Annotated in this window: 23 protein-coding genes; 12 read left to right on the top strand and 11 right to left on the bottom strand. The window is 62.9% G+C overall.

Translation table 11 applies throughout. From position 1 onward, the window contains the following. Positions 1–651 precede the first annotated feature (651 nt). Complete coding sequence (locus V1292_RS16160) at positions 652–1,686, top strand: hypothetical protein (RefSeq protein ID WP_334373717.1); 1,035 nt, start codon at positions 652–654, stop codon at positions 1,684–1,686. A 412-nt stretch (positions 1,687–2,098) separates the two neighbouring features. On the opposite strand, the gene V1292_RS16165 is transcribed toward V1292_RS16160, so the two are convergent. Beyond that, a complete protein-coding gene (locus V1292_RS16165) occupies positions 2,099–3,727 on the bottom strand; it encodes a fatty-acid--CoA ligase (RefSeq protein ID WP_334373718.1) in 1,629 nt (542 codons plus the stop codon). Positions 3,728–3,812: 85 nt separating this feature from the next. On the opposite strand from V1292_RS16165, the gene V1292_RS16170 reads away from it, so the two are divergent. Continuing rightward, entirely contained in the window at positions 3,813–4,982 is a 1,170-nt protein-coding gene (locus V1292_RS16170; protein WP_334373719.1) for an extensin family protein, read from the top strand. Between the two features lie 27 nt (positions 4,983–5,009). Here the strand turns inward: V1292_RS16170 and V1292_RS16175 are convergent, their stop codons facing one another. Next, positions 5,010–5,699 carry a L,D-transpeptidase gene (locus V1292_RS16175; protein ID WP_334373720.1) on the bottom strand — a complete coding sequence of 230 codons (690 nt, stop codon included), beginning with the start codon at positions 5,697–5,699 and terminating at the stop codon, positions 5,010–5,012. A gap of 339 nt (positions 5,700–6,038) precedes the next feature. Here V1292_RS16175 and V1292_RS16180 point away from each other — a divergent pair, with 339 nt between their 5' ends. After that, on the top strand, positions 6,039–7,016 hold the full coding sequence (locus V1292_RS16180; RefSeq protein WP_334373721.1) for a magnesium transporter CorA family protein: 978 nt from the start codon (positions 6,039–6,041) through the stop codon (positions 7,014–7,016). 129 nt (positions 7,017–7,145) lie between these two features. Beyond that, positions 7,146–7,367: a hypothetical protein gene (locus V1292_RS16185; protein ID WP_334373722.1), complete on the top strand. Its 222-nt coding sequence runs from the start codon at positions 7,146–7,148 to the stop codon at positions 7,365–7,367. Between the two features lie 156 nt (positions 7,368–7,523). On the opposite strand, the gene V1292_RS16190 is transcribed toward V1292_RS16185, so the two are convergent. Together V1292_RS16190 and pdxH are read right to left on the bottom strand one after the other, a co-directional pair. Beyond that, the gene (locus V1292_RS16190) at positions 7,524–8,276 is read right to left on the bottom strand and encodes an SDR family NAD(P)-dependent oxidoreductase (protein WP_334373723.1); all 753 of its coding nucleotides are present in this window, start codon (positions 8,274–8,276) and stop codon (positions 7,524–7,526) included. A gap of 41 nt (positions 8,277–8,317) precedes the next feature. After that, positions 8,318–8,959, bottom strand: a complete 642-nt coding sequence (pdxH, locus tag V1292_RS16195) for a pyridoxamine 5'-phosphate oxidase (protein WP_334373724.1) — start codon at positions 8,957–8,959, stop codon at positions 8,318–8,320. 122 nt (positions 8,960–9,081) lie between these two features. Here pdxH and V1292_RS16200 point away from each other — a divergent pair, with 122 nt between their 5' ends. Continuing rightward, positions 9,082–9,480 (top strand): RT0821/Lpp0805 family surface protein, encoded by a 399-nt coding sequence (locus V1292_RS16200; protein ID WP_334373725.1) that lies wholly within the window; start codon positions 9,082–9,084, stop codon positions 9,478–9,480. Positions 9,481–9,604: 124 nt separating this feature from the next. Further along, entirely contained in the window at positions 9,605–10,573 is a 969-nt protein-coding gene (locus V1292_RS16205) for a J domain-containing protein (RefSeq protein WP_334373726.1), read from the top strand. 397 nt (positions 10,574–10,970) lie between these two features. Here V1292_RS16205 and V1292_RS16210 read toward each other — a convergent pair whose 3' ends face one another. Beyond that, the gene (locus V1292_RS16210) at positions 10,971–11,741 is read right to left on the bottom strand and encodes an anti-sigma factor family protein (RefSeq protein ID WP_334373727.1); all 771 of its coding nucleotides are present in this window, start codon (positions 11,739–11,741) and stop codon (positions 10,971–10,973) included. 50 nt (positions 11,742–11,791) lie between these two features. After that, a complete protein-coding gene (locus tag V1292_RS16215) occupies positions 11,792–12,280 on the bottom strand; it encodes an RNA polymerase sigma factor (protein WP_027537716.1) in 489 nt (162 codons plus the stop codon). 199 nt (positions 12,281–12,479) lie between these two features. Between V1292_RS16215 and fabI the strand changes: the two genes are divergently transcribed. The 3 genes from fabI to aroC all read left to right on the top strand — a co-directional run bounded on the left by fabI (position 12,480) and on the right by aroC (position 15,176). After that, on the top strand, positions 12,480–13,310 hold the full coding sequence (gene fabI / locus V1292_RS16220; protein ID WP_334373728.1) for an enoyl-ACP reductase FabI: 831 nt from the start codon (positions 12,480–12,482) through the stop codon (positions 13,308–13,310). A gap of 12 nt (positions 13,311–13,322) precedes the next feature. Then, positions 13,323–13,922: a histidine phosphatase family protein gene (locus V1292_RS16225; protein ID WP_334373729.1), complete on the top strand. Its 600-nt coding sequence runs from the start codon at positions 13,323–13,325 to the stop codon at positions 13,920–13,922. Positions 13,923–14,087: 165 nt separating this feature from the next. Beyond that, the gene (aroC, locus tag V1292_RS16230; RefSeq protein ID WP_334373730.1) at positions 14,088–15,176 is read left to right on the top strand and encodes a chorismate synthase; all 1,089 of its coding nucleotides are present in this window, start codon (positions 14,088–14,090) and stop codon (positions 15,174–15,176) included. A gap of 15 nt (positions 15,177–15,191) precedes the next feature. Here the strand turns inward: aroC and V1292_RS16235 are convergent, their stop codons facing one another. Beyond that, positions 15,192–16,886, bottom strand: a complete 1,695-nt coding sequence (locus V1292_RS16235; RefSeq protein WP_334373731.1) for a GMC family oxidoreductase — start codon at positions 16,884–16,886, stop codon at positions 15,192–15,194. Positions 16,887–17,005: 119 nt separating this feature from the next. On the opposite strand from V1292_RS16235, the gene V1292_RS16240 reads away from it, so the two are divergent. Next, entirely contained in the window at positions 17,006–18,190 is a 1,185-nt protein-coding gene (locus tag V1292_RS16240) for an adenylate/guanylate cyclase domain-containing protein (RefSeq protein WP_334373732.1), read from the top strand. 143 nt (positions 18,191–18,333) lie between these two features. On the opposite strand, the gene V1292_RS16245 is transcribed toward V1292_RS16240, so the two are convergent. Then, positions 18,334–19,098: a glutathione S-transferase family protein gene (locus V1292_RS16245; protein ID WP_334373733.1), complete on the bottom strand. Its 765-nt coding sequence runs from the start codon at positions 19,096–19,098 to the stop codon at positions 18,334–18,336. A gap of 32 nt (positions 19,099–19,130) precedes the next feature. On the opposite strand from V1292_RS16245, the gene V1292_RS16250 reads away from it, so the two are divergent. After that, positions 19,131–20,171: a LysR family transcriptional regulator gene (locus V1292_RS16250; RefSeq protein ID WP_334373734.1), complete on the top strand. Its 1,041-nt coding sequence runs from the start codon at positions 19,131–19,133 to the stop codon at positions 20,169–20,171. On the opposite strand, the gene clpS is transcribed toward V1292_RS16250, so the two are convergent. Next, positions 20,135–20,440: an ATP-dependent Clp protease adapter ClpS gene (gene clpS, locus V1292_RS16255; RefSeq protein WP_057843371.1), complete on the bottom strand. Its 306-nt coding sequence runs from the start codon at positions 20,438–20,440 to the stop codon at positions 20,135–20,137. The two genes, V1292_RS16250 and clpS, sit on opposite strands and share 37 nt — an antisense overlap. 343 nt (positions 20,441–20,783) lie before the next feature. On the opposite strand from clpS, the gene V1292_RS16260 reads away from it, so the two are divergent. Continuing rightward, positions 20,784–21,656: a DUF1194 domain-containing protein gene (locus V1292_RS16260; protein WP_334373735.1), complete on the top strand. Its 873-nt coding sequence runs from the start codon at positions 20,784–20,786 to the stop codon at positions 21,654–21,656. 56 nt (positions 21,657–21,712) lie between these two features. Here the strand turns inward: V1292_RS16260 and V1292_RS16265 are convergent, their stop codons facing one another. Continuing rightward, on the bottom strand, positions 21,713–22,675 hold the full coding sequence (locus tag V1292_RS16265) for a hypothetical protein (RefSeq protein ID WP_334373736.1): 963 nt from the start codon (positions 22,673–22,675) through the stop codon (positions 21,713–21,715). Positions 22,676–22,934: 259 nt separating this feature from the next. Continuing rightward, positions 22,935–23,774, bottom strand: a complete 840-nt coding sequence (locus tag V1292_RS16270; RefSeq protein ID WP_334373738.1) for a nucleotidyltransferase domain-containing protein — start codon at positions 23,772–23,774, stop codon at positions 22,935–22,937. Between the last annotated feature and the right edge of the window lie 4 nt (positions 23,775–23,778).

Here is a 23,778-nt window from a genome sequence, read left to right on the forward strand (position 1 = left end):
TCTGCCGGGTTTATGAAATCTATCTGGCCGGCTGGCCGGCTGCAAACTCGCAAGCTTGAGACCACGGCGTGGCGCGAATTTCAAGTTTGCAGGCGATACTAATCGGGCAAATGCGCTGCGTGCAGCAACCTGATGGGTTAACCATCCCTGTAAATTGATTATTAGTTGTACATTGAAGTTGGTCCAATTTTCGTCTACCTCTCGCCGCCGGGTTGTCGTATTTGCCGCAACACGGGACTGTCCTGCACGGGACACCGGCGAGCGCCAGCCAGGGGAAACGGCGGGGCGTCAGCCGGAAGCGCTGCAGGATGATCTCAACTCTTGGTCCTTGTTGCGGGCGGAGTCGCAAAAAAATTGCGGTTGCGCCCCCGGAGTTCTAGGATTGGATAGGGCGCAATCGGCATACGTCCGCGGGGCTGGCGGAAGGCCCCATGAGGGCGAGTGTTCAGTATGAGTGATGCAAAGCACGAACGATATGTCGGCCCGAACGATCCGGCATATTATGCGCCGCGTGAGCAGAGGGAACGGACGAGCAGCGATCAACCGGGCACAATGCTGATGCAGAACGACGATGGCTGGCGTCCGCGAACGCCAACGGAAGGACCGCCCTTGCAGCCCTTCAGCAAGCCCGCACGCCGCCAAGATTCCGAAATGTTCACCAAAGCCGTGGCCCAGGCCATGCAGGAGGCGAGGGAGACCGCGCCGGTCGAAGCGCCATCCGTGCTCCGCGACCTGTCGGGACGCCGCGCGCTGTTCCAGCAGGTCATCCGGTTCTCGATCGCCGTGGCGATCGCGGCGAGCATCGCGATGCTTCTCGTCATGGCCATTCCGTCGTCGCAGCGCCCGGCCAACCAGGATAATGCGTCGCTTTCGGCCGCCTGGCAGTCGGTGAAATCGTCGGTGCTTCCGGCGCCGCAGCCGCAGCCAGCGAGGCGTACGGCGACCTTGGCCGTACAGGACGGCAGCGGGTTCGCCAACGATCCCGTGCCGCTCGGGATCCACGTCGGCTCTCCGCCGCCCGACGCCTATGTATCCATCAATGGACTTACTGCCGGCGCACGGCTCACGTCCGGCAAGCGGGTCGGTCCGAGCGAATGGCGCGTGTCGGCGACGGAGATTTCCGGCGTTTCGGTCATTCCGCCGGATGGCTTCACCGGGCAGATGCTGGTGACGGCGGAACTGCGTGACGGTAACGGCGTGGCGCTCACCGGCACCTCCACGCGGCTGACCTGGGCGCCTGTGCCAAAGGCCCCCGTCGCTGCGCCGCCGGTTGCCGCGCCAGCCCCGGTCATTGCCGCGCCGGTTGCTGTGGCGCCGGTCGCCGCACCGCCGCCGGTCGCCATGGCCGCAGCCGCGCCGCCGATGCCGGCCGTGCGACCGCAGGCGGAGGTCGTGCGAAGCCTCGATCCGAAGGAGATCGCTGCCCTGATCAAACGCGGGCAGGACCTGCTCGCCGCCGGCGATGTGCAGTCGGCGCGGCTGGTGCTGATGCGTGGAGCGGAAGCGCAGGATGCGCGCGCGGCACTGCTCGTCGGCTCGACCTACGATCCGGCGCGGCTCAGGCAGATGGGCGCCGATGGCCCGCTGGCGGACGTCGCGCAGGCCCGTATCTGGTATCAGCGAGCAAAGGAATGGGGCGAACCCGACGCGCAGCGACGGCTCGACGCGCTGGCGCTCTCGCGCTGATCATGGGCGGGCGCACTACGCGCGCCCGTCAACCGTCAATATCTTTTCGCCGAAGTTTTCCGATCCTGACGATCCGGTTGTTACGGCGCAGCCTCCCGCTGCGCGTATCGGCCGCGTTGACGGTACGTATCATTCAGATCCCGGCACGCCGGCCGCTGGATGAGCCGCCAGGGCATGCGATTTGGCTCAAATTTCCCATTTTGCGGCGATAAGCGGTCTATTCTCCGCAGTATTTGCGGAGAATACTTGTTTGTGCACGAGTTACTTATTGGCGGATTCCGTGTCGCAAACTTAGCGATCGAAGTCCGGTCATTTCGAATCGGATCACGATCTTCCTAGTTGGGTACGATTTTCATGGAGGCCGCCTCCCGCTTGCCGGAAGGCGGCCTCTTGAATCGAGCCCAGGATCGCCTCACGCCGCCGCGTTCGGGAAGCGGTAGCTCTTGAACTGCTCGCGCAGCGCCGTCTTCAGGATCTTGCCGGTTGCGGTGTGGGGGATGCCGTCGACAAAGACGACGTCGTCGGGCATCCACCATTTCGCGATCTTGCCATCCATGAATTTCAGGATGTCCTCGCGGCTTGCCTGCTGGCCGGCCTTGAGTTGCACGATCAGCAGCGGACGTTCGTCCCATTTGGGATGATAGACGCCGATGACAGCGGCCTCCGCGACCGCGGGATGGCCGACCGCAAGGTTTTCCAGGTCGATCGACGAGATCCATTCGCCGCCGGACTTGATGACGTCCTTGGAGCGGTCGGTGATCCGCATGTAGCCATGCTGGTCGATGGTGGCGACGTCACCGGTGTCGAAATAGCCTTCCTCGTCGAGGATGTCGGTATCGACCTTGAAATAGGCCTTGGCGACCGCAGGCCCGCTCACCTTGAGGCGGCCGAAGGTCTTGCCGTCCCACGGCAGTTCCTTGCCGGCATCGTCAGTGATCTTCATCTCCACGCCGAACGGCGGGTAGCCCTGGGCCTGCAGGATGTCGAGCCGCTCCTCGCCGGTGAGTTCGGCGAACGGCGGCTTCAGCGCGGCTACGGTTCCGATCGGGCTCATCTCGGTCATGCCCCAGGCATGGCGCACGCGCACGCCCATGTCGACGAACGACTTGATCATCGAGCGCGGCATCGCCGAGCCGCCGCACACCACGCTCTTCAGGTGGGGCAGTTTCAGATTGTTGGCCGACATGTGGTTCAGCAGCATCAGCCACACCGTCGGCACGCCGGCGGTATGGGTGACTTTCTCGGTGTCGAGCAGTTCATAGACCGAAGCACCGTCGAGCTTGGCGCCGGGCATCACGAGCTTGGTGCCCATCGAAGGCGCGGAGAATGCGATGCCCCAGCTATTGGCATGGAACAACGGCACCACCGGCAGCATGGTCTCGGCGGCGCTGGTGCCGAGCGCGTCGACGTTGTTGGCCATCAGCCCGTGCAGCACGTTGGAGCGATGCGAATACAACACGCCTTTGGGGTCGCCCGTGGTGCCCGAAGTGTAGCACATCGCGGCCGCTGTATTCTCGTCAAAGTCCTTCCACGTGAACTTGCCATCCGCTTCCGCGATCCAATCCTCATAGGCGACCGCGTTCTTCAGCGTGGTCTGCGGCATATGCGCCTTGTCGGTCAGCACGATGTAGCGCTCGACGCTCGGCAGGTTGGCCGCGATCTTTTCCAGGATCGGCACGAAGGTGGTATCGGTGATCACCACGCGGTCCTGCGCGTGGTTGATGATCCAGGCGATCTGGTCGGGGAACAGCCGCGGATTGACGGTGTGGCAAATCGCGCCGATTCCCATGATGCCGTACCAGCACTCGAGATGGCGCCAGGTGTTCCAGGCGATGGTGGCGACACGGTCGCCGAGCTTGATGCCGTCGCGGTCGAGCCGTTGCGATACTTTCAGCGCGCGCGCATGAATTTCGGCGTAATTGGTGCGATGAATGGGACCTTCGACCGACCGCGTGACGACCTCTTGCGTGCCGTGATACTTCGCCGCGTGTTCGATAATCCGATGGCAAAGCAAAGGCCAGTCTTGCATCAATCCGAGCATACGCACTTCCCTCCGATGGTTTGTTTGTTGCCGCACGATCCGCCGAACATTGTCGGCGGATCGGGGTTAAGTTCATGGAATTGAAATGAACTTTACCGCGCAGAAAGCAAGCCGAAAATGGGCTAATGGCGCCTTTGGCCGCATTGCAGCGGCAATGGTTACCGCTGCCGCCGCGGCGCTGTTGATTGGCATGCCAGTCGAGCCGGCTTGGGCGGCGAAAACCTCGCGCGCCGCGCCGTGGGACGATTTGTTCAAGCATTTGGAGCCCCGCCCGCGAGCAAAGGCGCGCCGTGCGGCCGTGCCGCTCCCGAAGCCGCGTCCAGCCGAGGCACCGTCTGCCAAGCCTGAGGAGCCGGCCGAGAAGAAGCAGGCGTCGCCTGAGAACGACAAGGCCAGGCAGCAGGCCACACCCGCACCGGAGCCCACGCCACAGCCCTCCGCGTGCCGCCTGGCGCTGACGGACGAAGTCGCCATTGCGCCCAGCATCCCGGACATCCGCGGCGCCAATGGCTGCGGCGGCGAGGATCTGGTGCGGCTCGAGGCGATCGTGCTGCCGGACAAGCGACGGGTGTCGGTAAAGCCGGCGGCGATCCTGCGCTGTACCATGGCGTCCGCGCTGGCCGAGTGGATCCGCAAGGACATCGTGCCGCTGGCAGAACGCCTCGGCAGTTCCGTCTCCGATCTCGACAATTTCGATTCGTTCGAGTGCCGCGGTCGCAACCGTATCGTCGGCGCCAAGCTCTCCGAGCACGGTCGCGCCAACGCGCTCGACGTTCGCGCCTTCAAGCTCGCCGATGGCACCTCGATCTCGCTGACCGACCGCACCGTGCCGCGGCAATTGCGCGAGGCCGTATTGCATTCCATGTGCGCGCGGTTTTCGACCGTGCTCGGCCCGGGCTCGGATTGGTACCACGAGGACCACATCCATCTCGATCTGATGGAACGACGCGGCAATTACCGGATCTGCCAGTGGGACGTCTGGGACCCGCTGCCGCAGAGAGCGCCGCTATTGCCGGCGGAACGGCCCGAGGAAGCCCCGCCGCGCGAGGTCGCCGCCAAGCCCGACGCTGCCAAATCCGACGACGCCAAATCCGACGCGAACAGGTCTGACAAGCCTGATGCAAACAAGTCCGGTGCGAAGCCCGATGCGGCCAAGCCGGACGCTGAATCGAATGGCGAGAAATCGGAAAAGGCCGAGCCGGCGCGCGAGGAGAAGCCCGCAACGAAAAAGCGCCGGAAAAACCGGCGCTCTTGATCTTCCACTGTGATGTACCGGCGTCGGCTACTGCGCCATCGGGCCGCTGTTGCCGCCGCCCTGCAGCGCCATCTTGGAATTGAACGGCGAGTCACCCTGCTTGGGCTCGAGCACGACGACCACGGTGCCCGTCTTCACCCGGCTGTAGAGGTCGATGACGTCTTCGTTGGTCATGCGGATGCAGCCCGACGAGATCGAGGCGCCGATATATTCCGGCTGGTTGGTGCCGTGGATGCGGAACAGCGTGTCGCGGTTGCCCTGATACAGGTAGAGCGCGCGGGCGCCGAGCGGATTGTCGACGCCGCCGGGCACCGAAGCTGGCAGGCCTTCGATACGCTTGTGAATGTCGGCGGTCGGCGTCCATTTCGGCCATTCGGCCATGTTGCCGACGCGCGCGATGCCGGAGAATGCGAGGGCTTCCTCGCCGACGGTGACGCCATAGCGGATCGCCTTGCCGCCGTCCTGGACCAGATAGAGGTAGTGGTTGTCGGAATCGACAACGATGGTACCGGGCAGTTCCTTGCGGTGATAGTCGACGATGGCGCGGCGGAACGGCTCTGGGGGCTTGACCGCGGCGTAGCGCGCCTTGGCGAGCTGGGCCTTGTCGTTCGGCTTGAGGGTGGCTTCAGGGGCGGCTTGATAGGTGGTTGCCGGCATGCAGCCAGACAACGCAAGGCCGGCGGCGAGCAGCCCCAAAATTACTTTCAGCGACGACATGGTTACACTTCCAATCGAAAGTCAGGCGTTCGCAAGCCACAATCTTGCGCCTCAAACGCGACGATTCCATTAATCTCATTATCCGCAAAAGCCGGCTGATATGCCAGCATTTGCGCGTCCATTCTGCGCTGCGGAAGGCTGGCTGTGGCTTTTATGCCGCAAATTTTGCGACTTCTGGTTGTTTTCCGGGCAGGTATGGCGCAGGGCCAAATCGCGGCCGCGCCGCCGCCACCCCGCTGCCATAAATATCGACCGCCGGTTAATGCGAGGGTCATGAAGCGCTTGCCAGAATCGGGTTTAGTGCCCTGGGTGGGATTCCCGCCGGTTCCGGAGTTGCCTATGTTTTCGGTGTTTGTTCCCTTCGAATCTACCCTGAAGAAGCTCCCGGCCGTGGACCCGGCGGCATTGCCGGACAATGCGGTCTGGATCGACCTGTTGAACCCGACGGGGCAGGAGGACCGCGCGGTCGAGCGGCTGGCCGGGATCGCGGTGCCGACCCGGGAAGACATGCAGGAGATCGAGATTTCCAGCCGGCTCTACATTGAGAGCGGCGCCCGCTACATGACCGCGACGCTGATGTGCCAATCCGACACCGATATGCCGAAGACCACGGCCGTCACTTTCATCCTCGCCGGTCACCGTCTGGTAACGGTGCGCTACGACGAGCCGAAGCCGTTTGCGCTCGTTGAGCACAAGCTGGCGCGCTCATGCCTGCCGGGGATATCGGGCGAGATGGTGCTGATGGAACTGCTCGACGCGGTGATCGACCGCTGTGCCGACATTCTGGAGCGCGCCGGCGCCGAGGTCGACCAGGTCTCGCACGACATCTTCGAGCCCGAAAGCGCACGGCATGGCCAGGCCAAGCGATACTCGCAGATCCTGATCGCGATCGGGCGCAAGGGGGATCTGGTCTCCAAGATCCGCGAGAGCCTGGTCTCGATCGGCCGCGTCGTCACCTTCCTGTCGGCGGTGGTGGAGGGTGTCAAATGGTCCAAGGACATGCGCGAGCAGCTCAAGACCATGCAGCGCGACGTCGGTTCCCTGACCGACCACGCCTCGTACCTCTCCAACAAGATCACCTTCACGCTCGACGCCATGCTCGGCGTCGTCAATCTCGAACAGAACAACATCATCAAGCTGTTCTCGGTGATGGCGGTGGTGCTGATGCCGCCGACCTTGATCGCCTCGGTCTACGGCATGAACTTCAAGGTGATGCCGGAACTCGAATGGCCTCACGGCTATCCGATGGCGCTCATCATGATGCTCATGGCAGCAGTGCTGCCGTACTTGTTCTTCAGATGGAAGAAGTGGTTGTAGATCACAGTTCCGTGCGGTTCCCGATGTGCGAAAGATCGGCTCAATCCCACCGCTAAAATTTGAGCAGTGGACTGAACGAATGGTCGAAACTTGTCTGCGATAACGTGTCTCTCAGGCCGCGAGGATCCCATGGTTGAGAAACTCATAATGTCGCCACGCAACGTCATCGATCTGGCCCGCTATCAGCAGGGCCGCAGCGTTGGCAAGGCGCAGGCGTTCTCGACGCGGCTTTGCCGGCACTGCGGTGCTGTGCTGGCGGACGGCGAGAACGAGGACGAGTGTTCGAGCACGTTCAACGTCGCTGCGACGACTGCGCTGCGCACTGCGCAGCGGAAGTCTTGCGCGGAGTGAACGGCAGCGATCTTGTAGGGTGGGCAAAGCGACTTGTCCGCCGTAGCTCAACGAGCGAAGGCGGAAGCGTGCCCACCATCAAGCAGCGCGCTCGGTGATAGATGGTGGGCACGTCGCTAGCGCTCCTTTGCCCACCCTACAAGATCACGTCATGCACTAAACGTGCTGGCCGCCGTTGATGTGGATCTCGGCGCCGTTCACATACGAACTGGTTTCCGTACACAGCACATAGATGATTTTGGCGACCTCGTCCGGCGTGCCGAGGCGGTGCATCGGAATCTGCTGCTCGACGATCTTCTCGGTGCCCGGCGACAGGATCGAGGTGTCGATCTCGCCGGGCGCGATCGCGTTGACGCGGACGCCGACGCGGCCGAAATCGAACGCCATCTCGCGGGTCAGCGCGGCAAGCGCCGCCTTCGAGGTCGCATAGGCCGCGCCCGCGAACGGGTGCACGCGCGAGCCCGCGATCGAGGTGACGTTCACCACCGCGCCCCTGGCGTGTTTCAACTCCTCGAGCAGTCCGCGCGCGATCATGATCGGCGCGAAGAAGTTGACGTGAAAGACGTGGTTCCAGGTTTCGACATCGGTGTCCATGGTGCCGAGCCGCCCGCCGTCCGGCGCCTTCGGCGAGATCGCCGCGTTGTTGACCAGCGCGTGCAGCTCGTCGTTCTCCAGCCGCCTGCGAATCTCCGAAATCGCGCGCACGGTGTCGTCATGGCTGCCGAGGTCGACCTCGATGTGATCCTCCGGGCCGGCGCCCCACGGGCAGACTTCCGGGAAGGCATGCCGCGAACAGGTGATGACGCGCCAGCCGGCCGAGGAAAACCGGATCGCGGTGGCATGGCCGATGCCGCGGCTGGCACCGGTCAGGAGCAACGTGCGCCGCGGCGCGTTGGATGAAGAGGGCATTTAGGTCTTTCAGCTTTGAACGTCGTCGCGTGCGTTTGGCATCATGGATAGAGCCTTACCTTGGACCATGCGCCATCGGGCGCATCGCGGCGGAATTCGATGCGGTCGTGCAGGCGGTACGGTCGGTCGTGCCAGAATTCGAAACGCTGGGGCGTAATACGCCAACCGCTCCAGCCGGATGGGCGCGGCACTTCGCCGATGACGTATTTGGCCGCGACCTTGGCGATTGCCTGCTCGAAGGCGAAGCGGCTCTCCAGCGGCTGCGACTGCTTGCTGGCCCAGGCGCCGATCTGCGCCTGCTTCGGACGCGTCGCGAAATAGGCGTCGGCTTCCGCGTCCGTCACCGGCGTCACGCTGCCGCGGATGCGCACCTGACGGCGCAGCGACTTCCAGTGAAATAGTAAAGCGGCCTTAGGATTTGCGGCGAGTTCGCGGCCCTTCTGGCTGGCGATGTGGCTGTAGAACACGAAACCATCCGCATCATAGCCTTTCATCAGCACCATCCGGACATCCGGCAGCCCGTCAGAGTCGACGGTCGCCAGCGCCATCGCGTTGGGATCGTTCGGCTCGGACTTCACGGCTTCTGCAAACCACTCGGCGAACAGCGCAAACGGTTCCTCGGCCGCGGTAAAATCACCCGATGTTAACGGTGTCGGGTGTTTGATGGAGGTCGTGTCCGTCATGTCAGGAGTCCCAGTTGCGTACCCTCGCGTCCCAGAACGCGTTGCAGCCCCGATACGGGCACGCCCTATATAGGGCATGGGGACGCGTTGGCCTATCGGCGATCGGGCCGAGGGGCGCTGTGATGACGTTGATTTTGATCGGTCTCGGCTCGGGCGGCTGCAGCCTGTCGCGTCCGGATGCCTACGCCAGGATGCACGCTGCCGACGTCACGGGGGCATTGGGCAAGCAATCGCCGGTGCCGACCGAGAGCGATCTCGCCTTTGCCCGCACCGCCGCCTCCGACGTGCTGACCAAGGGCGACAAGGATTCCAGCCAGCCCTGGGAAAATCCGGAAACCGGCGCGCGCGGCTCGGTGACGCCGCTTTCCCAGGCCTATTCTGCGGAAGATGGGCGCACCTGCCGGGATTTCCTGGCGAGCTACGTCAACGGCCGCTCGGAAAGCTGGCTGCAGGGCGCCGCCTGCAAGGCCGGCCATGGTCGATGGGAAATCCATACGATTAAGCCGTGGACGAGGGGATAACGCCTCAAATCGACTTCAAGCGACGTGGTAGTTGCAAAAATGCAACTGGCTCCCCAGATGAAGCCAAAGCGGGCGAATTGCCCTAAGCTTCAAAAACCGAATTTCCGTGAAGGAGACGTGACGGATGCGCGACCCCTATGAGGTCTTGGGGGTGCCGCGAGGCGCCAGCGCTACGGCGATCAAGAGTGCCTACCGCAAGCTCGCCAAGAAGCATCACCCCGACAACAACAAAAACGATCCGAAGGCTGCGGCGCGATTTTCCGAGATCAACGCGGCCAACGAGATCATCGGCGACGAGGACAAGCGCAAACAGTTCGATCGCGGCGAGATCGATGCCGAGGGCAAGCCGCGCTTCCAAGGTTTTCCTGGTGGCGGCTTTTCCGGCGACCCGCGCGGCCGCGCCGGTGGAGGCGGTTTCGAATCCTACACTTTCCGCAGCGGGGGCGGCCCCGGTGGCATGGGCGGCGCGGGCTTCGAGGACATCCTCAACAGCATGTTCGGCGGCGCAGCCAGGAGCGGACGTGCCGGCGGCGGCCGGAGCTTTGAATTCGACACCGGTGGCGTCGGCCTCGATCTCGATCTGAACGTCGCCATGACGGTGTCGCTGGAAGAGTCCGTCAAGGGCGGGGAAAAGCGCGTCCGTTTGCCGACCGGCAAGGAGCTCAACGTCAAGATCCCCGCAGGCGTCACCGCCGGTCAGCAGATCCGGCTAAAGGGGCAGGGCGAAACCGCGCCGGGCCACCCGCCGGGTGATCTCCTGATTACGGTCAGCATCGCCCCGCATCCTTTTTTCAAGGTCGATGGCAGCGATTTGCGCCTGGATCTGCCCATCACGCTCTATGAGGCGGTGTTGGGCGGCAAGGTCCGCGTGCCCACCCTGGGTGGTGCGGTCGAGCTCTCGATCCCGAAAAATACCTCGAGCGGCCGCACCTTCCGCCTCAAGGGCAAGGGCCTGCCCAAGCCCGGGGAAACCGGGGACCTGCTCGTGACCACCCGAATTATTTTGCCCGACGGGAACGATAGCGAGCTCGAGGCATTGATGCAGAAGTGGCGCGATGGCCACCCGTACAATCCGCGCAGCGATTTCGGCTGATTCGGCCGGGTTCGCGGCGCAGATTTTGCGTGGAATTGGAAAGCGGGGTTCCGAGCAGGAGTTTCCCAAAAAAGCGCACTTCTTTCCTGGAAACAAGGGTTTCCCGGAAAAGGGGCGGCCTCGAAAGGGGGACCAGCGCGGTACCAAACCCCGATCGAGGCCGCTTGCGCCGATCGGCGGATCGAACGCTGCTCATTTTCGCGTGATCACCCGGTGCATTAATGAGACGCACCGGTGTTTTGATTCCAGATTTTCGATGTCAGAATTTGGACAAGGCGCGGGTGTTGCCAATTCGTCGCTTTTCGCCGCCGTCACCCGGATGAAACGAAGCGCACTCCGGGAACACGTGATCTGGTCGCAACGATCTCCCGGACTTCGTTGAGTTCCGGCTACCGGGTCAGCCCTTCTTTTCCAACTGATCGTAGACAGCCTGGGCGATCTGGGTCAGCCGCCCCCGGTCGGCGCCGGTAGACACCACCGCATAAACGACGCCGTCGTCCGCCCAGAACAGGGCGCTCTCCTTGCCTTCCGCCGCGTACCGCATCTGGGTCGCCTCGGCATCCGATTTTGCGGTGTAGATCGTGAAACGTTCGCCTGAGGCGCTCTCATACATCATGAAGGATGCCGGGCCTGCGGAACCCGGCAATAGCCGTCCGCCGACGAGTTTCAATCCGGCCCCCGCCAGTTCCGGCGCGCGGACGACCCAGCCGCAGCGCTTGGTCAGCCATTGCTGCAGATGATGGCGTTCGCTGCCCGGCACCTCGACGGGATGCCGCACTTCCACCACGTAAAGCCGGTGCGCTTCGATCGCATGCACCGTCAGATTTTGGAAAGCCGAGGGTGCAGTCGCCGCGCCGCGCGCGAACCAGCCGATGCCGCCGCCGACGATGAACGCCGCCAGCGTCGCCGCGACCGCGCCGTACACCCATCTGCGCGGCTGTCGCACCAGCCGTTCGATCTCGAGCCGTTTCGGCACCGCCTCGTCGACAACCGAATCGTACCTGGTATGCAGCGCTTCCGCCATCGTGCGCCACGACTGCACCCGCGCGGCATCGTCGGGATGCGAGGCGAGCCACGCTTCGACGTCGCCGCGGCGTTCAGCCGGCAGTTCGTCGTCGACGTAAGCATGCAGCTCGTCTTCGGTGACGGGAATGTTGCGATCGGTCATTGTCGTCTCTGTCTATTCCTGATCTGCTGCGTAACGCGTTTCATGCGCCTTCATTTCACCCGCCTGAGCGCCGCGCGTTCGCCCTCGAGCGAAGCTTTGACATGCGCGCGTGCGCGGGCAAGCCGGGACATTACGGTGCCGATCGGCACGCCCTGGATGTCGGCGACCTCGCGGTAGCTCAGCCCTTCCAGCATCACCAGGAGCAGCACCGAGCGCTGTTCTTCCACCAACGTTGCCAGCGCACGCGCAATGTCGCGGCCTTCCGCCTCGGTGCCGCTGGCGTCCGGGTTGTTGTCGAGCAGCGGCATGAATTGCGGCCGCCGCGCCAGCGACCGTCGCCGGTTCTTGTTCAAATTGGTCAGGATCGTATAGAGCCAGCTCCTGACGTCGCCGCCGAGAAACAGCCGCTCGGAACGCAACGCGCGCACCAGCGTATCCTGCACCAGGTCGTCGGCGATGTCGGCATCGCGCGCGAGTGCACGTGCATAGCGGCGGAGCGCCGGAATCATGGCTTCGACACTTTGACGAAACGCGCTCATCAGCACCAGATTGCAAGAGTTATGAGGCGCGAACGCCTTACCCAACATAACACCCAATTGACCCGTCTATTCCAGCCATTGAGCCGCACCCGAAACAGCGTTAATCCGAACGGCGGATTTGGGCTCGACCGCGCCGGAGTGCTGGTGTACCTCCAAGCCTGGATGGAAGGCCCTGGATGGAAGCGCGATTGGAAAGCAGATGTCGCAAAAATCAGGTCTGATGCAGGGCAAGCGCGGGGTGATCCTCGGCGTTGCCAACAACCGCTCGATTGCCTGGGGCATCGCCAAGGCATGCCACGACGCGGGCGCGGAAATCGCGCTCACCTGGCAGGGCGATGCGCTGAAGAAACGGGTCGAACCTCTGGCCAAGGAGCTGAACGGCCTCCTGCTGGGCCATTGCGACGTCACCGATGCCGCGACGATCGATGCAGTGTTCGATGTGCTCCGCGAAAAGTGGGGCAAGATCGATTTCGTGGTCCACGCCATCGCGTTCGCCGACAAGGACCAACTCGAAGGCCGCTATCTGGAGACGACGCAGGATAATTTCTCCAGGAGCATGCTGATCTCCTGCTATTCGCTGACTGCGATCACGCAGCGCGCCGAGAAGCTGATGACCGACGGTGGCTCGATCCTGACGCTGACCTATTACGGCGCCGAGAAATGGATGCCGCATTACAACGTCATGGGGGTTGCGAAGGCAGCCCTGGAAGCCAGCGTGCGCTATCTCGCCGCCGATCTCGGCGAGAAGAACATCCGCGTCAACGCGATTTCGGCAGGACCGATCAAGACGCTGGCGGCGTCCGGCATCGGCGATTTCCGCTACATTCTGAAGTGGAATGAATACAACGCGCCGCTGCGCCGCACCGTGAGCATCGAGGAAGTCGGCGACAGCGCGCTGTATCTGTTGTCGGACCTGTCGCGCGGCGTCACCGGCGAGGTTCATCACGTCGATTCCGGCTATCACGTCGTCGGCATGAAGCGCCCCGACGCGCCCGACATCTCGCTCTCCAATTCGGTAGCCAAGGAATAGCCGTAAAGTCCGATGCCTGCGCCCGTGATCTACTACATCCGCCATGGCGAGACGTCGTGGAACGCGGAAGGCAGGCTGCAGGGAGCGCAGGATATTCCGCTGAACGATCTCGGCCGCAAGCAGGCGGCCCACGCCGGCAATGTCCTCGCTGAGCTCCTCGCGCGCGATGGCCGCGACACGTCCTCGCTGCCGTTCGTTGCAAGCCCGCTTTCGCGCGCGCGGGCGACGATGGAATTGGTGCGCGGCGCCATGAAACTGCCGCCGGAGAGTTATGCGCTCGACGATCGTCTGCGTGAGATCGGCTATGGCGTCTGGGAGGGCTCGACGCTGGCCGAGATGCAGGCCGCCGACCCCGTGCTCTACGCCAAGCGGCTGACAGCAAAGTGGACGATGGCGCCGGAAGGCGGCGAGACCTATGCCGAGGTGCAGCACCGGATGCGCGACTGGTACGATTCCGTGCGCGCGGATACCGTTGCGGTAGCCCATGGCGGCACAGCGCGGGCGCTGATGGTGGCGCTCGGTATCGAGACGCCGGCCAGCGCCGCCGATCTCGTGATCGAGCAGGGCGCGGTCTACGTGTTCCGCGACGGCGGGCTTAAGAAGTATAGTTAATGGCGGTGCCTACCCGCGCCGTCATTCCGGGGCGGTCCGCAGGACCGAACCCGGAATCTCGAGATTCCGGGTTCGATGCTTCGCATCGCCCCGGAATGACAGTTGCTGGTTTGAGCGCCGCGCGTTACGACACGTCAGTACTGACTTATGGGCCAAGCGCAGCAAATGTCCCACAACACCTTCGGCCACCTGTTCCGGGTCACGACCTTCGGCGAAAGCCATGGGGTCGCGATCGGCTGCGTGGTCGATGGCTGCCCGCCGCTGATCCCGCTGACATCAGAGGACATCCAGCACGATCTCGACCGCCGCCGTCCGGGCCAGTCGCGCTTCACCACCCAGCGCCAGGAGCCGGATGCGGTCAAGATCCTGTCCGGCGTGATGGCGCATCCGGAAACCGGCGTGCAGGTGACGACGGGAACGCCGATCGCGCTGTTGATCGAGAACACCGACCAGCGCTCCAAGGACTATTCCGAGATCAAGGACAAGTTTCGGCCCGGCCACGCCGACTTCACCTATGAGGCCAAATACGGCCTGCGCGATTATCGCGGCGGCGGCCGCTCGTCGGCGCGCGAGACCGCGACGCGGGTCGCGGCCGGCGCCATCGCGCGCAAAATCCTGCCTGACGTGAAGGTCCGCGGCGCGCTAGTGCAGATGGGCCCGCATAGGATCGATCGCGACAAATGGGACTGGGACGAGATCGCGCGCAATCCGTTCTTTTGTCCCGACAAGGACAAGGCCGCCTTCTTCGAGCAGTATCTGGACGGCATCCGCAAGAGCGGCTCCTCGATCGGCGCGGTCATCGAAGTGGTCGCCGAAGGCGTGCCGGCCGGATGGGGCGCGCCGATCTACGCCAAGCTGGACGCCGATCTGGCGGCGGCCATGATGAGCATCAATGCGGTGAAAGGCGTCGAGATCGGCGCGGGCTTTGCTGCTGCCGAATTGTCGGGCGAGGAAAACGCCGACGAGATGCGCACCGGCAATAACGGCACGCGGTTCCTGTCCAACCATGCCGGCGGCGTGCTCGGCGGCATTTCGACCGGCCAGCCGGTGGTGGTGCGTTTTGCGGTGAAGCCGACCTCGTCGATCCTCTCGCCGCGCAAGACGGTGGATCGCGCCGGCGCCGACACCGACATCATGACAAAAGGCCGTCACGACCCCTGCGTCGGCATCCGCGCGGTGCCGGTCGGCGAGGCGATGATGGCCTGCGTGCTGGCGGACCATTTCCTGCGCCATCGCGGGCAGGTGGGCGGGTAGGAATCCCGGCCTCCCTTACTGCATCGCGTCTGCAATCTTCTCCGCCGCCATCAGCACCGGGAAATTGGTGTTGGCGCACGGCACCACCGGGAAGATCGAGGCGTCGACCACGCGCAATCCCTGCACGCCCTTGACGCGGCCTTGGGTGTCTACGACCGCCATCGGATCGTCCGTTCGGCCCATCCGGCACGAGCAGGAGGCATGCCACACGCCGATCGCCGCTTTGCGCACGAACGCTTCGAGCGCCTCGTCGTCGCTCATGACCTGCTCGAAGGTGAAACCTTCGACGATGAAGTTGTCGATCATGTAGTGGCGCAGCGCCGCCGGCCCGTCCATCAACGTCGCGGCAATGGCGGTGAGGACCTTGTTCCTGGTGTTGACCACGCCGATCTTGCGCACGCGGTCGGAATACGAGGCCGGGAACGGCTTGTCGGTGACCGCCTTGAGCGGCGCGCTCATCTGCAGCGCCGCCATCTTGCGAAAGCCGCTCATCAGGCGATCGAGATCGCGCCTGTCGGACAACAGGTTGAACTCGACAATCGGTTCTATCAGCGGGTCGCGCGAGGCGACTTTGACCTGCCCGGTCTCCGAGTAGGTCTTGTTGACGAAGGTGAGCAGCGAGGCGATCTGCTCGCCGACCGAATGCCAGGCCGACTTGCTGAGGACGGCGACGAACATGTCGCCGGCAGGTACGCCCGGAAGCCCGGAGGAGTAGCGCAGCCCCATCTGGATGTGCCGTCGGGTGTGCTCGTTCATGCGCGCGCCAGGACGGACATAGGACGACAACGCGATCGAGGGATGATCCATCAGACCCTGGCCGACGCCCGCGAGGCCCATCAAGACCGGAATGCCCATCTCCTTCAGATGCCCGACCGGTCCGATGCCGGCGCGCAAGAGATGCGCCGGCGAATGGATAGCACCGCACGAGAGGATGACCTCGCGACCGCGGAACTCCTGTTCCCGGCCATCGACCAGCGCCTTCACGCCGACGCATTGCGTGCCCTCGAACAGCAGCTCCTTGACTTGCGTGTTGGTCGATATGGTCAGGTTGGCGCGCTTGCGTGTTTCGCGATCGAGATAGCCCATCGCGGCCGAGACGCGTTGCTCGTCCTGATTGGAGTGTGTCACCGGGAAGTAGCCTTCGACGAACTCGCCGTTCTGGTCGGGCAGGAACGCAAAGCCGGCGAGCTTGCAGGCCTCGCCCACCGCTTGCGAGTGCCGCGTCCAATGCTGGTGCGGAATGCGGCGGACGGGGATACGGCCGTCCTTGCCGTGGAACGGTCCGTCGAAATCGAGGTCGCGCTCCACCTTCTTGAAATAGGGCAGCACGTCCTTCCAGTTCCAGCCCGCGGCGCCGCGGACCTCCCACTCCGCGTAGTCGGTCGGCGCGCCGCGGTTGGCCATCTGGCCGTTGATGGAGGACCCGCCACCCAACACGCGCGCCTGCTCATACTTGCGCAATGGCGGGCGGCTCTCATCCGGGTTGTTGTGACTGACGACCTGGGTGGTGACCTTGAGTTCGGTCCAGTGGAAGCGCGGATCGAAATACGCCAGCCCCGAATAGCTGTCGCGAATTTCGGGCGGCTCGTTGCCGGGCGGCGTGTCCTGGCCGGCTTCGCAGAGCAGGACCTTGTTGGCGCTCCTGGCGGAGAGCCTGTGGGCCATGACCGAGCCCGCTGATCCGCCGCCGACGATGATCAAATCGTACACTTTGACGTTTTCCCTTATTATTGCGCCGTAAAGCTAGCGCAGCTCCGTCGTCGGGTCACGCCGGCTGTCATGGAAGCGCGCTTGACCTTTCACGGAGTTGCGCGGCAAATACCGGCGTGATGAATGCCTCCGAACTGCAGAAGCTGACCGACTGGCTGATCGACGGCGGCAGATCCAGGGCCAGCCCGAAGAGTTTCATGGCGGAGACCTGCGAGCGGATGGTGGCGGCAGGCCTGCCGCTGTGGCGTGTCGGCGTGTTCGTTCGAACGCTGCATCCCGATATCTACGGCCGTAGTTTCATCTGGAGGCCGGGCGCCGAGGTCGAGGTCGGCACGGTCGAATACAAAATTCTGGAATCGCCGGATTTTCATTCGAGCCCGCTGATCATCGTGTTCCAGCAGGGCAGCGAGGTTCGGGCTCGCATCGACGATCCCGCCAGCAAGCGCTTTCCGATCATCGAGGACCTGCGTGCCGAAGGCGTCACCGATTACGTTGCGCTGCCGCTTCCTTTCGTCGACAGCACGGTCAATGCGTCGAGCTGGACCACGAAGCAGCCGGGTGGGTTCACGAACGAACAATTGGCGGCGCTACGGGCAATCGTGCGGCCGCTGGCGCGCGTCGTCGAGATCATCAGTCTGAACCGCATGGCTGCCAGCCTGCTCGATACCTATGTCGGCAACCGCGCCGGCGAGCGGATCATGGGCGGGCAAATTCGCCGCGGCCACACCGAGACGATGAATGCCGCGATCTGGCTGTCCGATCTGCGTGGCTTCACGGCGTTGTCGGACCGGCTGCCGGCCGAGGCCGTCGTGGACATTCTGAACCGCTATTTCGATTGCCAAGTCGCGGCGATCAAGAAGCACGGCGGCGACGTGCTGAAATATATGGGCGACGGGCTGCTCGCGGTGTTTCCGATCGACGAATATGTCGGCGACGAGCAGCAGGTTTGCGGCCACGTGCTCGAAGCCGCGCACGAATCTCGCGCCAGCGTCGCCGACTTGCAGTATCCGATCGGCGACGCCGTCGAACGCTTTCGCTTCGGTGTCGCCCTGCATGTCGGGCGAATTCTCTACGGCAATATCGGCGGCGGCAACCGGCTCGACTTCACCTGCATTGGACCCGCGGTAAATCTGGCGGCGCGGCTGGAAAAGATCGCCAGCCAAACTAGGCGCACCATCGTGGCGTCGGAGGGATTTGCCGGCATCTGCCGGGGAGGGTGGAGCGATCTCGGCGAGTTTCCGGTTGCCGGCTTCGCAAAGGCGGCGCGCGTCTATGGACTGGCCGACGAGACCTCGGCGGCCTAGCCGGCGCGGACGTACGACTGAATCTCCAGGTCAGGACGAGCAGCGTCATCCACAGCCGCAGCGCCGCAAATTCTCGATAGCGCCGATAGTTAAAGCTGAACGTAACCGATGCCCGGGGACACTGCTGCGCGGTTCGCGCAGTCCTATCCCGGAAACGCCGCACGGCCGGCAGCGACTTCGCCGGCAAACCACTGGTGAAACCCGCGCGATATCAGCCACTCCATTCTGTCTCCGCTCCAGAACAGCCGCTTGCGCTCGTGGGTGAGGTGCTTCAATTCCTTCAGGAACGCAGCGGTACGCTGCGCGTCGGCGACGAAGACGGGATGTGTCCGTGTCGCCCGAAACCAATTGCCGACCACGGGAAAGCGCTGGAGGTCGATGGTCAGGCCAAACGTGCGCAACGCGGCGAGATTGGCAAACCAGGCGCATTCGACGACACCAGGCTCGCCGAACGGCCACGGCTTCGGACGCGGCAGCAGCATGCGCTCGAGATGATCGAACAGCTCGTCGATATCTCTTTGGGCCGCCGCCAGCAGGCCGGCCGGTGGCTCGTCGTCGCGTTCCGCCCAGTGCCAGTACGAGCAGTCCACCACGATTGGATCGAAGCGTTGATCGGCCAGGCGCTCGAAGGCGCGTGCGACGACGCGCTCCTCGATCGCAGCGGGATAGAGCGGTCGTTCGGGATAGCGCCAGTCCAGATACTGCAGGATGTCGCTTGAGTTCACGACGACGAGATCGCCGTCGGTCAGCACGGGCACTTCCAGCCTCGGATTGAGCTTTCGCAATTCCTCGCGGCGATCCGGCGTCAACGCGTCAACGAGATCATAAGGCAGCCCTTTCAGCTCAAGACCGATCCCGACCTTGCGGGCAAAGGTGCTGATTGGACTGCCGTAGAGACAGATGGTCATGGATAGTCTCCCCGGGGAGAGAGCTTGCCGAAGTGATCCGTCTATTGCAATTTATTTCCGATAACGGAGATTATTCCGATGTTTGCATTAATCGAGCCAGCATGCCCCCTGTTTTCCCCGATCTGAGTTCGCGACAGCTCCAGGCCGTTCTCGCACTTGCCAAGTATCGAAGTTTTGTCGCCGCGGCCAGCTCGCTGAAAATATCGCAGCCAGCTCTGACGCGAACGATCAAGCTCATCGAGATCGAACTGGGTGTGCCGCTGTTTTCGCGCAGCACCCGCCGGGTCACCGTCACTGACGCAGGACAGGAATTCGCTGCGCTTGCGGAACGCTTGCTCAACGACCTCAGAATCGGCGCCGAAAATGTGCGGGAAATGGCCGCTCATCCACGCGGTCAGATCACCGTCGCGAGTGTGGTTTCGCTCGCGGGCGCCGTGCTTCCAAGCCTGATCGCGGACTACAGCCGGCGATTTCCCGGCATCGAACTTCATCTGCGCGAGGGGTTGCACCATATGGTGATGGACGAGATACGCAATGGAATGGCTGATTTCGGTATCGGCTATGTCGACGATGCGCCGCGATCGTTCGTGACCGAAGGCCTTGGCGTCGAAACGTTCCATCTCGTCATGTGCCGGGACCATGCGTTGGCGCGGCGCACGAGGATCGGGTTGCCGGCGCTGGCGGGCGTTCCGCTTGTCTCATTTCCGGCAGAGTCCCGCACCCGGCACATCGTCGACCGCGCGGCGACCGCCGCGGGCCTTTCGTTCCACTATGTGACGACGACGAACCGTTTGCCGACGCTCCACGAACTCGTCCGTAATGGGGTAGGGCTCGCCGTCGTCCCGAAGAGTGAGCGTCCGTCACCCGACGATCCGGACCTGACTTCATTGCCTCTGGTCGGGCAGGGCCTTTCGTGTCGCGTCGGGATTATGCGTTTGGGGGAGCGCGAATTGACCGCGGCGGCCGCGCAATTTCTGAACGTAGTTCGAAACTGGTGGCGAGCGTCCCGCCATGATTCCGACCGGAAAAATCCGCGCTATTCCTCCGGCTCGGTCGTGAACAATAGCGGATAGCCCTTGGCGCGGCCGGCGTCGGTGGCGCGGGTGGCCTTGGTCTCGGCAACGTCCTTGGTGAACACGGCGACGACGCAGACGCCGCGGCGGTGCGCGGTGATCATGACCTTGTGGGCCTGGTCCTCGGTCATGCGGAATTCGGCCTTCAGCACCGTGACGACGAATTCGCGCGGCGTGAAGTCGTCATTGATCAGGATGACCTTGTGCAGGCGCGGCCGTTCGACCTTGGTTTTGACCTTGGTTTTTGGCGTGACGACGGTATCTGCCATTTGTAGTCCCGAAGCGAAGGAAATCCGACGAGCCCGCCGCGTTCAGTTGGCGCGGCAGTCCGCCAGGCGCTGCGCCATGGTCTGATCGCCGCGGCTGACGGCCGTCTCGATCAGTTTACAGGCTCGGGGCCGGTCCTGAAACCGGGGGTGCCGAGGGTTTCAGCTCGATCAGGGCGACCATCGCGCCAGGCTCGGACACGGCAATCGCAGCGTGGAACCGGCCGCGCAGGCTGCTGTGGACGAAGCCTGATCCTAACCCGAATGTGAAGGACAAATGATTTCAGTGCTTTGCGTCAGCCATTTTGCATGTCACCATCACTGACGTTCGACGGGAGGGCCGCAAATGCGCTGGTATGTCTCGATCGGGGTCGTGCTTGTAGCCGGTATGCTCGCTGGCGGCGACGTGGCAGGTGTTGCCGCGCCGAACCCAACGAACCGGGCGAGCCACCAGGCGAACGCCGCTGCCCGCCAACTGGCTGACAAGGACGCCAATCCGACCGTCGACCTGGAACTCGTCCTTGCCGTCGACGTCTCCTATTCGATGGACATGGATGAACTGGCGCTGCAGCGGGAAGGCTACGCGCAGGCGATCGTCTCCAAGGAGTTTTTGCAGGCGCTCAAGAGCGGGCCGAACGGCAGGATCGCGATCACCTATTTCGAGTGGGCGGCGTCAACCGACCAGAAGATCATCATCCCCTGGCGTGTGATCGACGGACCCGAGACGGCCGATGCCGTCGCCAACGAGATCGTCAAGACCCCGATCCGCCGGGCATCGCGCACTTCGATTTCGGGTGCGATCAATTTCGCCCTGCCGCTGTTCGACGAGAGCCCGCACCGCGGTTTGCGGCGGGTGATCGATATCTCGGGCGATGGCCCGAACAACAACGGCGCGCCGGTCCTCATCGCGCGCGATGCCGCGTTGGAAAAGGGCATCGTCATCAACGGCCTGCCAATCATGGTGAAGGAGCCGTCTTATTCCACCATGGATATCGACAATCTCGATTTCTATTACGAGGACTGCGTCATCGGCGGCCCCGGCTCGTTCGTGGTGACCATCAAGGACCGCGACAAGTTCAAGGAAGCGATCCGCACCAAGCTGCTGCTCGAGATCGCCGGCCGCACGCCCGAACGCCCGGTGGTACCTGCAGCGGGCAGGGAGCCGCGAGTCAATTGCATGATAGGCGAGAAGATCTGGCAGGACCGGTGGGGGCGGTAGAGGCATCTCGCCACTGGAGATCAATTCCGGCAATCGTTGTCACGCGCATTGGCGGATTAGTTCTGTAGGGAACTTCCTGCGTTGGGACGGGCTTCGATGGTGGGAAAAATGCCGGGTGCAGTCAGCATTTCCTTGCCCCGAAGATTGTCGCAGGTCAGTTCGAGATCGGCTAAACTTCTATCGCTGGGACACCAATTCTTGTCTTCCGGGGAAATTTGGTACAGTCCTTTGAGGACGGAAAGGACGCCCTGCTTGTTTTTACTTTCGAGCGTACAAGCTATGGACAGGATGTTCGTCCGCATTTCCCTTCTGAGGCCCGGATTACATTCTGCCGATCCGGCAGATTTGCTGGCTCTTTCCAGCAGTGCTATGGCCTTGTCAAAATTGCGAAAGGATATTTCGGTCGTTGCCCACTGTACAAGAGTGTAGACAGCAGGCTGGCGATCGTTTGTGGAAACCAGATCGATCAGCCTGTTCAGCCTTTCCTCACTGATTTTCTCACTTGATGAAGGGGACCTGCCTTCGAGCGTAAATCGGCGAAGTGCCATCGCAGCCGGCAGTCGCACTGCCAGCGCGACAGTTTCGGAATCCGCGACTTGCCGCCAGTGCTCGGCCGCGAGTTCGACGTGTCCGGCGCCTGCGTAGGTGAAGCCAAGTATACTCAATACCTCAGGAGGTTGGTTGAACTTCTGTTGCTTTCCCTCCTTAAGGGCCGCTTCGATCTGTTGTATCAGCACACTCCGTCGCGCACCTTGAACGCTCCTGGCAGTTTCGGTGCCGGTGGACGCACTCTCATTATTGTAAACTTCCTTGATGAGACCGCTGATCTCCTGCTGCCATTGCGATTGAGTTTGCTGGACATGCTGTTGACGCGTATCTGCATAGTTGAAGAAAGCCCAGCCAGCCCCAGCGGCGCTGGTCAAAATTGAAAGTCCGAGAGAGATGAGCGCGATGTCGATTTTTGATCGCTTCGCAGGCGGACTTCTATTGACGACAATAATCTTCGGGCGATTCCTCATCGCGGCAATCCCCAATTTTCCCATTACGGGCGCAATCAATCTGAGAGTATATTATACTAGTAATGCAACCTTGATTGAAGCGCAATGGCAATCGCCGTTGTGATTCACACGTGCACTATCCGAGGCAGTAGCTGCGTAGATGGGTGGGCAAAGGCGTGTTAGCGCCTTGCCCGTCATCCTTGTGCAAGCAAAACGGTGGGCATGCTTGGTCTGCCCATCCTAAGGTTTCTGGCAGGATGGGTGGGGGAGGTAGGAACATTCAGGCGAGGCTAGAGGCCGACATCTCCCTGATATCATGCTCCAGCGAACGCAGTGTCTGTAGTGCCGCCTCGTGCTGTCCGGATCCGATCAATCGCCAGAGATCGGCGACCCGGCTCGTCAGGCTCTGAATCGTCACGGGAAAACTGGCGGCCGCGGTCAACGCGCTTTTCTCGTTGATGAGATATTGCCCGTTGAGGGCAAACAGAACCTGTCCCAGGCAAGCCAGGGCTCGGTAGGCGCAGCCGGCAATATGCGTGCTGTCGCCGCGCGGCAGGGCGGTCTCGGCATTCTCGATGGTGAACAAAATTTCCCATTGAAAGCGCCGGATCAGGGCATCGCGCATCGCGCGCGGGTAGGGCGACGTGCTCGCCTTCAATGCTGCGATTACTCCATCGGGATCGTGCAGCGGACGGCACTGCGCGACCTCGCCCATCCATATCGCGGAGCAAAAGCCGTGCGGATGGCCGGGCTGGTAATACATGCCGATGTCGCCGCTCCGGCACGCTTCGATCGTCTCCGCGACTTTCTCGATGCTCCGGTAGAGCAGGTCGACCTTGCGTCCGCCGATCACGAGCCACGCGCCGCCCACGATCCATGGCCCCCATTCGCCAACGGGAGTCACGCGTATGGCGTCCGGCTCGTCGACGATGGCTTTCACCACCTCGCGGAGCCGGTCGATATCCAAATCGGCGCTGTCAGCATGGTAGAGGCCGATATCATAGTCGGATGCGTCGTGCGCCGTTCCGCGCGCCCGCGATCCGCCGAGCACGATGGCGGCAATGCCGGGGACATCGGCGAGGAGGGGAGTGATGCGCGTGAGGAGCGGATCGTGTGACATGGAC

The organism is Bradyrhizobium sp. AZCC 1719 (genome assembly GCF_036924525.1).
Lineage (GTDB): Bacteria > Pseudomonadota > Alphaproteobacteria > Rhizobiales > Xanthobacteraceae > Bradyrhizobium.